Source organism: Halospina sp. K52047b (genome assembly GCF_008709855.1).
GTDB classification, from domain to species: domain Bacteria; phylum Pseudomonadota; class Gammaproteobacteria; order Pseudomonadales; family Oleiphilaceae; genus Halospina; species Halospina utahensis_B.
Genome location: NZ_VYJH01000012.1, coordinates 58,249 through 70,176, shown reverse-complemented (window position 1 = coordinate 70,176; position 11,928 = coordinate 58,249). Strand labels below are relative to the sequence as shown.

Sequence of the window (11,928 nt, the reverse complement as noted above, 5' to 3'; positions counted from 1 at the left end):
AGGGTCCCTGTCCATACGGTGTTCGTCAGAGGATGACGTCAATGACCAGGCGGCTTCCGAAGTAGCCCAGGGTCAACAGAACGCAGCCGGCCAGGGTCCAGCGGCTGGCCACGGCACCCCGCCAGCCGCGGATCTGGTGCCCGAGGATGAGCGCGGCGAATACCAGCCAGGCCAGCAGGGTGAACACAGTCTTGTGGGCCAGCTGCTGGCTGAAGAGGTCCTGGACGAAAATGGCGCCGGTGATGATCGCCAGGGTGAGGATGGCAACCCCGGTGTGGATCAGCCCGAACAACAGCGCCTCCATGGTCTCCAGCGGTGGCAGCGCGCGCACCAGAAAGCCGCTGTGATGGGCCTTGAGGTGATGGTGCTGGAGATAGAGCAGGACAGCCTGGATTGCGGCCAGCGCCAGCAGGCTGAAGGCGGTGATGGCCAGACTGACGTGCAGCAGAACCCCCAGGTTGGAATCATCGATGATCCGGGGGCCGGTATAGAAAGCAAGTTTGACCAGAATGCTCAGCAGCGCGATTGGGTAGGCGATCAGCAGCAGCGGCTGCACCGGGTAGCGCAGGGACAGGATGAGCACCAGCGCTGCCAGTAGCGCGGCGATGGTTGTGCCGGCAACCAGCATGGAGAGGTTGACGCCACCCTCCAGGACCATGAAGCGCAGGGCGAAACTGAGATGGGCGGCAATGGCCAGAACCCCGGTGAACTGGGCGAGCCAGCCAGCGCGCTGGTTGCCTGATCGGATCCGCAGTGCCTGTAGCAGTGTTCCCGCACCGTAGAGGATGACAGCGGTGAAGGCGATGATGGTCGTGCCCATGTGTGTTGGTATGACCGGCTCCGGTTCGTCTCCAAGCGCTCAGTCTGGTTATAATGGCGTTAAACATCAACCGACAATTGCGGGCGTCCATGTTTGATAATCTGACCGATCGGCTCTCTGGAAGCCTCCGGAAGATCTCCGGCCAGGCGAAGCTGACCGAGAACAACATCAGTGAAACCCTGCGCGAAGTGCGTATGGCGCTGCTCGAGGCGGACGTAGCGCTGCCCGTGGTCAAGGACTTCGTCGAGAACGTGCGGCAGAAGGCCATGGGCCAGGAGGTGATGCGCAGCCTCACGCCGGGGCAGGCGTTCATCAAGCTTGTCCAGAGTGAACTGGAAGCCGTCATGGGGGCGGCCGAGCCGTTGAAGCTCGACGGCAAGCCCCCGGCGGTGATCATGATGGCCGGCCTTCAGGGCGCGGGTAAGACCACCAGTGTGGCCAAGCTGGCGCGCTATCTGAAGGAGCGCGAGAAGAAGTCAGTGCTGGTGGTCAGCGCCGACGTCTATCGTCCGGCGGCCATCAATCAGCTGGAGACGCTTGCGGGTGAGGTGGACGCCACCTTCTATCCGAGCAGCACCGACCAGGATCCGGTCACCATCGCCAACAACGCGGTGGATGAGGCACGCCGGCGTTTCATCGATGTGGTGATCGTCGACACGGCGGGCCGCCTGCACGTCGATAACGACATGATGGACGAGATCGGGCGGCTGAATAAGGCGGTCCAGCCCAACGAGACGCTGTTCGTGGTGGATGCCATGAGTGGCCAGGACGCGGCCAACACCGCGAAGGCCTTCAGTGAGGCGTTGCCGCTCAGTGGCGTCATCCTGACCAAGGCCGATGGTGATGCCCGCGGTGGTGCCGCGCTCTCCGTGCGCCATATCACGGGCCGGCCCATCAAGTTCATGGGTGTGGGCGAAAAGAACGACGCGCTTGAGGTGTTCCACCCGGACCGCATCGCTTCGCGCATTCTGGGCATGGGGGACGTGCTCTCCCTGATTGAGGATGCTGAGCAGAAGGTCGACCAGAAGAAGGCCCAGAAGCTCACCAAGAAGATCAAGAAGGGTAAGAAGTTCGATCTGGAGGATTTCCGGGACCAGCTCCAGCAGATGAAGAGTATGGGCGGCATGGGCGCCATGCTCGAGAAACTGCCCGGTATGGGTCAGTACCAGGAGATGGCGGAAAAGCAGGTCAATGATAAGTCCATCGGCCGCATGGAGGCGATCATCTCCTCCATGACTCCGCATGAGCGCCGCTACCCGGACGTCATCAGCAGTTCCCGCAAACGCCGCATCGCCTCCGGCTCCGGTGTGCAGATGCAGGAGATCAACCGCCTGCTCAAGCAGCACAAGCAGATGCAGAAGATGATGAAGAAGATGGGCAAGAAAGGCGGCATGGAGAACATGATGCGCGGCATGCAGGGTATGATGGGGCAGGGCGGTCCCGGTGGACCCGGAGGTGGGCCCGGCGGTATGGGCGGTGGTGGCATGCCTCCCATGGGGCGGCGCTGACGCCCGTTATCAATGCTTTTCAGGGCCGGCGTTTTACAGTAGAATGCCAGCCCTTTCGCACGGGCGTAACTGAGCCCGTGACAGCCGGTTCGCATGCACAGGCTTGCCTGAACTGATTATTCGAACGCAACAGGACAGTCGTTGAAATGGTAACAATCCGTTTGACACGAGGCGGCGCCAAGAAGCGCCCGTTCTACCACGTCCAGGTCACGGACAGCCGTAAGCCCCGTGATGGCCGCTACATCGAACGGCTGGGCTTTTTCAATCCGGTGGCGCGCGGCAACGAAGAGCGTCTGCGGCTCGACACCGAGCGTGCCCAGTACTGGATCGACCAGGGTGCGCAGCCCACTGAGCGGGTGAGCAGCCTGCTGAAAGAGGCGGCTTCCGAGTAAGGGAGTCGTATCCATGGGGGTCGGGGAAACCGTACTGGGCCAGATCACCTCGGTTTACGGGGTGCAGGGCTGGGTGAAGGTGTATTCGTACACTGAGCCCCGGGAAAATATCTTTCAGTACAGCAACTGGACCCTGGTGGATGGGCGTTCACCGTCCCGCGAGCCCCGCAAGGTCCGCCTTGTGACCGGCAAGCCCCATGGCAAGACACTGGTTGCCAGGCTTGAAGGCATTGAGGACAGGGATCAGGCGGCCAGCCTCTGCGGTCTCGACATCCGTGTTGAGACCAGTGAGCTTCCGCCGCTCGGGGAGGGCGAGTACTACTGGTACCAGCTCCAGGGGCTGCGGGTAAGGACTGCCGATGAAGGGCATGACCTGGGGGTGGTGGACCACCTGATCGAGACCGGGTCCAATGACGTGCTGGTGGTGCGTGCTGACGCAGCCAGCATGGATGGCAGGGAGCGGCTGATCCCCTTCCTGCCGGATGAGATTGTCCGATCGGTGAACCTGGAGGACGGTGTCCTCGAGGCTGACTGGGATCCGGAATTCTGAGAAACGGCCCGCGCACCGGGTGAACGGTCACGGGTCAGACAAGAGGCGCTCGGGTTGCGGGTTGCGGCCATCAGTATTTTTCCGGAAATGTTCCGGGCAATCACCGACTATGGGGTGAGCGGCCGGGCGGTTTCCGAAGGGCATCTGGTGCTGGACTGCATCAACCCCCGGACCTTTACTCACGACCGTCATCGTACGGTTGATGACCGCCCCTACGGAGGCGGACCGGGCATGGTCATGAAGGCCGAGCCGGTGGAGGCCGCCATAGACGAGGCGGTTGAGCGGGTCGGCGGGGAGGCGAAGGTCATCTGCCTTTCGCCCCAGGGCCGGGTGCTTGATCAGGCGATGGTCGAGTCCCTGGCAGCGGAACCCGGTCTGGTACTGCTGTCCGGGCGCTACGAAGGCATTGATGAGCGCGTGCTGGAGTCGCGGGTGGATGAGGAGATCTCCATCGGCGATTACGTGCTCAGTGGCGGCGAGCTCGCGGCCATGGTTCTGGTGGATGCAGTAGTCCGCCAGATACCGGGGGTTCTGGGGCACAGCCAGTCCGCCGTGGAGGATTCCTTCGCGGACGGGCTGCTTGACTGCCCGCATTACACGCGCCCGGAGGAGCATCGCGGATCCAGGGTGCCGGAGGTCCTGCTCGGTGGCGATCACGAGCGGATCCGGCGCTGGCGGCTGAAACAGTCGTTGCAGCGGACCCTGATCAGACGCCCTGAACTGCTCCGCGAACGGGAACTGACCGCCGAGGAGCAGCGACTGCTGGCGGAGATTGAAAACGAACGGCCGGATGGCGGGTCGGATTGGTGACACATTCAGGAGTGAGCGAAACGATGAGTGGCAAGAACAGTATCATCCAGGAAATTGAAAACGAGCAGCTCAAGGACTCCGTTCCCGAGTTCGGCCCGGGTGATACCGTGGTCGTTCAGGTGCGGGTAACCGAGGGCAACCGCGAGCGTCTGCAGGCGTTTGAGGGCGTGGTTATCGGTAAGCGCAACCGTGGCCTGAACTCCTCGTTCACCGTACGCAAGCGCTCCTATGGCATCGGTGTCGAGCGGACCTTCCAGACGCATTCCCGCCTGATTGACAGCATTTCGGTCAAGCGTCGCGGTGATGTGCGCCAGGCGAAGCTGTACCATCTGCGTCAGCTCTCCGGTAAGGCCGCGCGGATCAAGGAAAAGCTTGGCTGAGGAACGCAACGAGCAACTGGTTGCGTCATTCAGTGAGTCGCTCTGGCTGGAATCCGGCCTGAGCGACCGCTCCCGGCTTTCCTACGAAAGCGATCTCAGACAGTTCGGACGCTGGCTCGCCCGGCAGTATCCTGAAAAGGACCTGTCCAGCGTGGACCGGAGCTGTCTCATGGACTACCTCTCCAGTGTGCTCTCTGCTGGAGCCCGCTCAAGTACGGCGGCCAGGCGTCTCTCCTGCCTCAGACGGTTTTACCGCTACCTCCTGCGTGAAGGCCTGATCGACGAGGATCCGACGCTGCGTCTGGACAGTCCGAAACTGGCCCGGCGTCTGCCGGATACTCTGACAGAGGCGGATGTGGAAGCCCTCCTGGATGCGCCTGACACGGAGGAAGCCATTGAACTCCGCGACAGGGCCATGATGGAACTGCTCTATGCCTGCGGTCTTCGGGTCTCGGAGCTGGTGGCGTTGCGGCTCTCCCAGGTGAACCGGCGCCAGGGTGTGGTTCGGCTTCTGGGCAAGGGCAACAAGGAGCGCCTGGTGCCCATGGGCGAGGAAGCCCTTGAGTGGCTTGACCGGTATCTGCAGCAAGCCCGGCCGGAGCTGGCCGGGGGCGCCGGCACGGACGCCCTGTTTCCCGGAGGTCGTGGCGGGCACCTCACGCGCCAGGCGTTCTGGTATCGGATCCGGCGCTACGCCGTGCGGGGCGGCATCCACAAACCGCTCTCGCCCCATACCCTGCGCCATGCCTTCGCGACCCATCTGCTCAACCATGGCGCGGATCTCCGGGTGGTCCAGATGCTGCTGGGGCACAGTGATCTGTCGACCACCCAGATCTATACCCATGTGGCGCGGGAGCGGCTGCAGCAGCTCCACCAGACCCACCATCCCCGGGGCTGATCAACGACAGACCAGCGGAAATCCGGTATCCTCCGGAGCATTGAAAGTGAACCCGGAGTTGATCATGAGACGCCTATCAGCCGCTTTTCTGCTGCTCGCTGCCATGCTGCTGACCACAGCAGCACAGGCGGAATCCCCGCAGGAGCGGATCCGCGAGCGCCTGAAAGAGAGCTTCCCTGACATGCCCTTGGACAGCATCCGGGAAACGGAACGTGAGGGCCTGTACGCCGTTCAGGGTGGCGGTAACCTGCTCTATACAACCGCTGATGGCCGCTATCTGTTCACAGGCCAGATGCTGCGTCTTGGCGACGGTGGCATCGCCAATCTGACCGAGCAGACCCGTACCCGGCAGCGCCGACAGACGCTGTCGAAGCTGGACAGCGGTGAGATGATCCGTTTCGGGCCGGATGAAGGCGGGGTCAAGGCCGATCTCTATGTGTTCACGGACACGACCTGTGGCTACTGCCGCAAGCTTCACCGTGACATGGAGGCCCTGAATGACCTGGGTATCCGGGTCAACTATCTGGCCTATCCCCGGGGAGGTCCCGGCAGCAAGGGCGCCCGGCAGCTGAATGCGGTCTGGTGCTCGGACGATCGCCGCAGCGCCATGACACGGGCCAAGCAGGGAGAGTCCGTATCCGCGGGCCAGTGCGAGTCACCGGTACAGTCCCACTTCCGGATGGGGCGTGCATTCGGCGTCCGCGGAACACCGGCGCTGGTTACGGAATCCGGCCGCATGATCCGGGGCTACAAACCCCCGAGAGTCCTGGCGAGGGAGCTCGGGCTCGACGGCTGACGTAACCGTAACGCTGGGAGGTTGTCGAGTTTTTTTCGGCGCGCAAAGCGTATAACATGCGCGTTTCCCCCGGCATCGACGTGCATTTTTCAAGCGAACGAGAGGTGGCCAGTTGAAGGACGTGAACATCGGAATCTGTGGTCTCGGGACCGTTGGTGGCGGAACCTGGGAGGTCCTGCAGCGCAACGCCCGGATCATCGCCGGTCGTGCCGGCTGCAACCTGCGCGTGGCGCGTGTAGCGAACCGGAGCCCGCGCCCGGACCTGGGTCTGGGTGACACGCCGTTCTCCACGGACTTGAACGATGTGGTCAATGATCCGGACATCGATATTGTCGTTGAGCTCATCGGGGGCTATGACGATGCCCGCCGTCTGGTGCTGGCCGCCATCGAGCAGGGCAAGCATGTGGTCACCGCGAACAAGGCTCTGATCGCACAGCACGGCAATGAGATCTTCGACGCGGCCCGGGAGAAGAACGTCATTGTCGCCTATGAGGCGGGCGTTGCCGGTGGTATTCCGGTCATCAAGGCGATCCGGGAGGGACTGGCCGCCAACCGGATCCAGTGGCTCGCGGGCATCATCAACGGCACCGGCAACTACATCCTCACTGAGATGCGGGCCGGGCGCGATTTCGATGAAGTGCTGAAGGAAGCCCAGGAACTCGGGTATGCCGAAGCCGATCCCACCTTCGATGTTGAGGGGATCGATGCGGCCCACAAGCTGACCATCATGGCCTCGGCCGCCTTCGGCGTACCACTGCAGTTCGACCGGGCCTATACCGAGGGCATTGCCAATATCACGCCCTACGACATCACCCACGCGGAAGCTCTGGGTTACCGGGTCAAGCACCTGGGCATCGCCCGTTCCCGTGAGGATGGCATTGAGCTGCGTGTGCACCCGACACTTGTGCCCGAGAAGAATCTGATTGCCAAGGTCGACGGCGTTCTCAATGCCGTGCTTGTTGATGGTGATGCGGTCGGCCAGACCATGTACTACGGCCCGGGTGCCGGGGATGAGGCCACGGCCTCCGCGGTGATCGCGGACCTGGTGGATGTGGCGCGTACCGTGTCGACCGACAGCGCGCAGCGCGTGCCCTATCTTGGCTTCGAGTCTGATGCGGTGACCGATCACCGAATCCTGAGTCCGAACGAGATCCGCTCGGCCTACTATCTGCGCATCCAGGCGCTGGATCGGCCCGGTGTGCTCGCCAAGGTGGCCTCCATCATGAGCGAGAACGGCATCAACATCGAATCCATCATGCAGAAGGAATCCGAACTGCATGACGGCCAGATTCCGGTGATCCTGCTGACCCATACGGTTCTGGAGAAACAGGTCAACGATGCCATTGCCGAAATGGAAGCACTGCCCGAGGTAGAGGGCAGGGTGGTGCGCATCCGCGCCGAGAACTTTCTCTGAGAACTGACCCTGGACACTGACGGAATACTGCCTTGAGATACATCAGCACCCGCGGGCAGGCGCCCGCGCTCAGCTTTGAAGACGTGCTCCTGCAGGGGCTTGCCACTGACGGCGGGCTCTACGTGCCCGAAACCCTGCCGCGCTATACGCCGGAGGATCTGATGGCGCTGCGTGGGCTGCCCTACGACGAACTGGCCTGCCGGGTGATGTATCCCTTCGTCGAGGAATCCATTGCCGAGGACGACTTCCGGGCCATGGTCCGTGAGACCTATGCCGGTTTTACCCACCGTGCGGTGGCGCCCTTGGTGCAGCTGGATGCCAACGAATGGGTCATGGAACTGTTCCGGGGCCCGACGCTGGCGTTCAAGGATTTCGCCCTGCAGCTGCTGGGCCGGCTCCTGGACCATGTTCTGGAAAAGCGTGGCCAGCACGTGGTGATCCTCGGGGCCACCTCCGGCGATACCGGTTCGGCGGCCATTGAGGGTTGCCGCCACTCAGAGCACGTGGACATCTTCATCCTGCATCCCCACGGGCGGGTCTCGGAGGTGCAACGGCGCCAGATGACCACCGTGCTCAGCGACAACGTCCACAACATCGCGGTGGACGGGAATTTCGACGACTGCCAGAAGATGGTCAAGGCCAGCTTTGCGGACCAGTCCTTCCTGGAAGGCAAGACCTCCCTGGTGGCTGTCAACTCCATCAACTGGGCCCGGATCATGGCCCAGATCGTCTATTATATCTACGCTTCACTGGCTCTGGGCGGTCCGCACCGCAGCCTGGCTTTCTCGGTGCCCACCGGTAATTTCGGCGATATCTTCGCTGGCTACCTGGCAAGGCAGATGGGTGTGCCGGTGCAGCAGCTGGTGGTCGCCACCAACCAGAATGACATCCTGCACCGGTTCATCAGCGGTAATCACTACGAGACCGGCAAGCTGCAGCACACCCTGTCGCCGAGCATGGACATCACCATCTCAAGCAACTTCGAGCGGCTGCTGTTCGATCTCTATGGTCGCCATCCAGAGAGCGTGGTTCAGTTCCTGAAAAGTGCAGAGCATGGCGCTGTGTCACTGGAGAATGACCGCTGGAAATCAGCCCGCGGGCTGTTCGACAGCCTCTCGGTGAACGATGAGCGCACCTGTGAGGTGATTGCCGAAGTCTATGGCGAAACCGAGTACCTGCTGGACCCGCACACGGCCATTGGCGTGGAGGCGGCGCGGCGCTGCCGGCGTGATGCCACCGTGCCGATGGTGACCATGGGGACCGCGCACCCGGCCAAGTTCCCGGATGCCGTGACCCGTTCCGGCGTGCCCCGCGAGGCGGCACTGCCCGAGCACCTCTCGGATCTGATGGAGCGGGAGGAGCGGTTCACGGTGCTGGACAACGACCTCGCCACCATTCAGCAGTTCATGGCCCGTAACTGGCGCTACGCCGACAGCTGAGCCCTATGCAGCAGACCATCGTTCGGCGTGCTGGCGCCGGCGGGGATGCCCTCGCCAGTGCCGATCTACATCCTCTCCTGCGGCGGCTCTATGCCGCCCGGGGCGTCATGGACGCCAGCCAGCTCGACTATGGCCTTGCCTCCCTGGCTCGCCCGGAGGGCTTCCTGGGGATGGAGATGGCCGCCTCCACGCTTGCCAATGCCGTGATGCAGGGGCAGCGGATTACCATCGTGGGCGACTTTGACGCCGATGGCGCTACCAGCACGGCGTTGGCGGTGCTGGCACTCACCCGCTTCGGTGCCCACCAGGTGGACTACCGTGTGCCCAGCCGCTTCACGGATGGCTATGGCCTGACGCCGGGCATTATCGACCAGCTGGCGCAGGAGGGCAGCCTCCCGGATCTGATCCTGACCGTCGACAATGGGATTGCCGCCCATGAAGGGGTGGCCAGGGCCGGGGAGAAGGGCGTGCGCGTCGTGGTCACAGACCACCACCTGCCCGGGGAGACGCTTCCGGGGGCCGAGGCCATTGTCAATCCCAACCAGCCAGGCTGCGGCTTTCCCACCGGCAATACGGCCGGCGTTACCGTGACTTTCTATGTGATGAGCGCGCTGCGCAGACACCTGGAAGCGGCCGGATGGTTTGCCCAGGCGCCTCCGGCAATGGCGGAATACCTAGATCTGGTGGCACTGGGCACGGTGGCGGACGTGGTGCCCCTGGATCACAACAACCGAACCCTGGTGGCCCAGGGGCTGCGCCGTATCCGTGCCGGCCGGACACGCCCCGGCATCCGGGCACTGCTTGAACTGGCTGGTCGGGATGCGGATGCGCTGGAAGCGACGGATCTGGGGTTTGTCCTGGGCCCGCGCCTCAACGCGGCGGGCCGCCTGGACGACATGGCCGTGGGCATTGAATGCCTGCTGACGGAGGATGAGGGCGAGGCGCAGCGCCTTGCCTCCGAACTGGACCGCCTGAACCGTGAACGCCGGACCATTGAATCGGACATGCGCGGGGAAGCGGAGTCGGCGCTGGCCAGGCTGCACCTGGATGAGGGTGAGCTGCCGCCGGTGCTGTGCCTGCACGATGAACAGTGGCACGAAGGCGTGATCGGTCTTCTGGCCTCGCGCATCCGCGAACGCTTCCACCGTCCGGTGATCGCCTTCGCCCGCGGTGGTGAGGGGCTGCTCAAGGGCTCGGCCCGTTCCGTGCCAGGCCTGCATATCCGGGACCTGATCGCGGAGCTCGATGCCCGCCATCCGGGGCTTTTGAATCGTTATGGCGGCCATGCAATGGCGGCTGGCATGACCCTGACTGACTCCGGTGTGGACCAGTTCCGGGAGGCAGTGACGGAACTGGTCCGCGAGCGGGTTGAGCCGGAGCTTCTGCGCCCGGAGATCCTCAGTGACGGTGAACTGGAGCCACACTGGTTGACCCTCGAAACCGCCCACCTTCTGTCCAGCGGCGGACCCTGGGGGCAGGGGTTCCCCGAGCCGGTGTTCGACGGTGAGTTCGAGCTCCTGGAGCAGCGGATTGTGGGCGAGCGCCACCTCAAGCTGCAGATCGGCGTGCCCGGATGGAACACACCGCTGGACGGCATCGCCTTCAATATCGACACCGATCAGTGGCCGTGCGAATGCCGGCGGGCCCGGCTGGCCTACCAGCTGGATGCCAACCGCTTCCGCGGGCGCGAGCGGCTGCAGCTGCGCGTACTGCATCTGGAGCCGCTGTAAGCCGCGTATTCAGTGCCCTGCGCATTCGTTACAATAAGCCATCTTTCTGACATGCCCACTCAACAAGAGGCCGTCGGCTATGGAAACCAATCCGATCATTCAGACCATTCGTGACCTGGAAGCGCGTACGGAAGCGCTTAGGGGGTATCTTTGACTACGACAGCAGGAAGGAACGGCTGACGGAAGTCGAACGCGAACTGGAACAGCCTGAAGTCTGGAACAATCCGGACCGCGCCCAGGCACTGAACAAGGAGCATGCCAGCCTGCATGCCATTGTTTCCACGCTGGACCGGCTGAGCACCGGCATCCGCGATGCGGAAGAGCTGCTCCAGATGGCCGAGTCCGAGGAGGATGAGGCGGCCGCCAATGACGTGACCGGCGAACTCCAGACCCTGGAAGGGGAGCTGGAGAAGCTGGAGTTCCGGCGGATGTTCTCAGGCGATATGGATGCCAGCAACTGCTATCTGGACATCCAGTCCGGCTCCGGCGGCACGGAGGCCCAGGACTGGGCCAATATGCTGCTGCGCATGTACCTGCGCTGGGCCGAGGCCAAGGGTTTCAAGTACGAGGTGCTCGAGGCCCAGGACGGTGATGTGGCCGGTCTCAAGAGCGCCACCATCCGGATCGAGGGCGAGTACGCTTACGGCTGGCTGCGCACCGAGACAGGCGTGCACCGGCTGGTGCGCAAGTCGCCCTTTGATTCGGGCAACCGCCGGCACACCTCCTTTGCCTCCGTGTTCGCCTCGCCGGAGATCGACGACAACATCGAGATCGAGATTGACCCCTCGGATCTGCGGATCGACGTGTACCGCGCCTCCGGCGCCGGTGGCCAGCACGTTAACACCACGGAATCCGCGGTGCGGATCACCCACCAGCCCACGGGCACCGTGGTGGCGAACCAGAGCGGCCGCTCCCAGCACCAGAACAAGGATTACGCGATGAAGCAGCTGCGCGCCAAGCTTTACGAGCTGGAGCTGCAGAAGCGCAACGAGGAGAAACAGGCTGCCGAGAACAACAAGTCGGACATCGGCTGGGGCAGCCAGATCCGCTCCTACGTTCTGGATGACCAGCGCATCAAGGATCTTCGTACGCGCGTGGAAACGAGCAATACGCAGAATGTGCTCGACGGGAGTCTTGATCAATTCATCATCGCCAGTCTCAAGCAGGGCCTGTAACCACCGGAGAATCTTT

General features: G+C 63.1%; 12 protein-coding genes. 11 read left to right on the top strand and 1 reads right to left on the bottom strand.

Annotation, left to right across the window (positions count from 1 at the left end; all coding sequences use genetic code 11):
• Window positions 1-25 precede the first annotated feature (25 nt).
• The gene (locus tag F3089_RS13525; protein WP_151441315.1) at window positions 26-820 is read right to left on the bottom strand and encodes a cytochrome C assembly family protein; all 795 of its coding nucleotides are present in this window, start codon (window positions 818-820) and stop codon (window positions 26-28) included.
• An 89-nt stretch (window positions 821-909) separates the two neighbouring features.
• Here F3089_RS13525 and ffh point away from each other — a divergent pair, with 89 nt between their 5' ends.
• From ffh to prfB, 11 genes are all read left to right on the top strand, one after another.
• Window positions 910-2,328 carry a signal recognition particle protein gene (ffh, locus tag F3089_RS13520; RefSeq protein ID WP_151441314.1) on the top strand — a complete coding sequence of 473 codons (1,419 nt, stop codon included), beginning with the start codon at window positions 910-912 and terminating at the stop codon, window positions 2,326-2,328.
• 146 nt (window positions 2,329-2,474) lie between these two features.
• Window positions 2,475-2,720 carry a 30S ribosomal protein S16 gene (gene rpsP / locus F3089_RS13515; RefSeq protein WP_095617685.1) on the top strand — a complete coding sequence of 82 codons (246 nt, stop codon included), beginning with the start codon at window positions 2,475-2,477 and terminating at the stop codon, window positions 2,718-2,720.
• A 13-nt stretch (window positions 2,721-2,733) separates the two neighbouring features.
• Complete coding sequence (rimM, locus tag F3089_RS13510; RefSeq protein ID WP_151441313.1) at window positions 2,734-3,270, top strand: ribosome maturation factor RimM; 537 nt, start codon at window positions 2,734-2,736, stop codon at window positions 3,268-3,270.
• A 54-nt stretch (window positions 3,271-3,324) separates the two neighbouring features.
• Complete coding sequence (gene trmD / locus F3089_RS13505; RefSeq protein WP_151441312.1) at window positions 3,325-4,080, top strand: tRNA (guanosine(37)-N1)-methyltransferase TrmD; 756 nt, start codon at window positions 3,325-3,327, stop codon at window positions 4,078-4,080.
• 23 nt (window positions 4,081-4,103) lie between these two features.
• Window positions 4,104-4,460, top strand: coding sequence for a 50S ribosomal protein L19 (gene rplS, locus F3089_RS13500; protein WP_095617688.1), 357 nt, complete (start codon window positions 4,104-4,106; stop codon window positions 4,458-4,460).
• The gene (xerD, locus tag F3089_RS13495) at window positions 4,453-5,358 is read left to right on the top strand and encodes a site-specific tyrosine recombinase XerD (RefSeq protein ID WP_225741763.1); all 906 of its coding nucleotides are present in this window, start codon (window positions 4,453-4,455) and stop codon (window positions 5,356-5,358) included. Before rplS ends, xerD begins: the two co-directional genes overlap by 8 nt.
• Before the next feature lie 64 nt (window positions 5,359-5,422).
• A complete protein-coding gene (locus F3089_RS13490; RefSeq protein WP_192497386.1) occupies window positions 5,423-6,154 on the top strand; it encodes a DsbC family protein in 732 nt (243 codons plus the stop codon).
• A gap of 112 nt (window positions 6,155-6,266) precedes the next feature.
• On the top strand, window positions 6,267-7,568 hold the full coding sequence (locus tag F3089_RS13485) for a homoserine dehydrogenase (RefSeq protein ID WP_151441309.1): 1,302 nt from the start codon (window positions 6,267-6,269) through the stop codon (window positions 7,566-7,568).
• A gap of 32 nt (window positions 7,569-7,600) precedes the next feature.
• The gene (gene thrC / locus F3089_RS13480) at window positions 7,601-9,007 is read left to right on the top strand and encodes a threonine synthase (RefSeq protein WP_151441308.1); all 1,407 of its coding nucleotides are present in this window, start codon (window positions 7,601-7,603) and stop codon (window positions 9,005-9,007) included.
• 5 nt (window positions 9,008-9,012) lie between these two features.
• Entirely contained in the window at window positions 9,013-10,737 is a 1,725-nt protein-coding gene (gene recJ / locus F3089_RS13475; RefSeq protein ID WP_151441307.1) for a single-stranded-DNA-specific exonuclease RecJ, read from the top strand.
• Window positions 10,738-10,816: 79 nt separating this feature from the next.
• A protein-coding gene (gene prfB / locus F3089_RS13470; protein ID WP_151441306.1) for a peptide chain release factor 2 occupies window positions 10,817-11,912 on the top strand; the annotation gives its coding sequence in 2 pieces (ribosomal slippage) (window positions 10,817-10,888 and window positions 10,890-11,912; 1,095 coding nt in all).
• Window positions 11,913-11,928 lie beyond the last annotated feature (16 nt).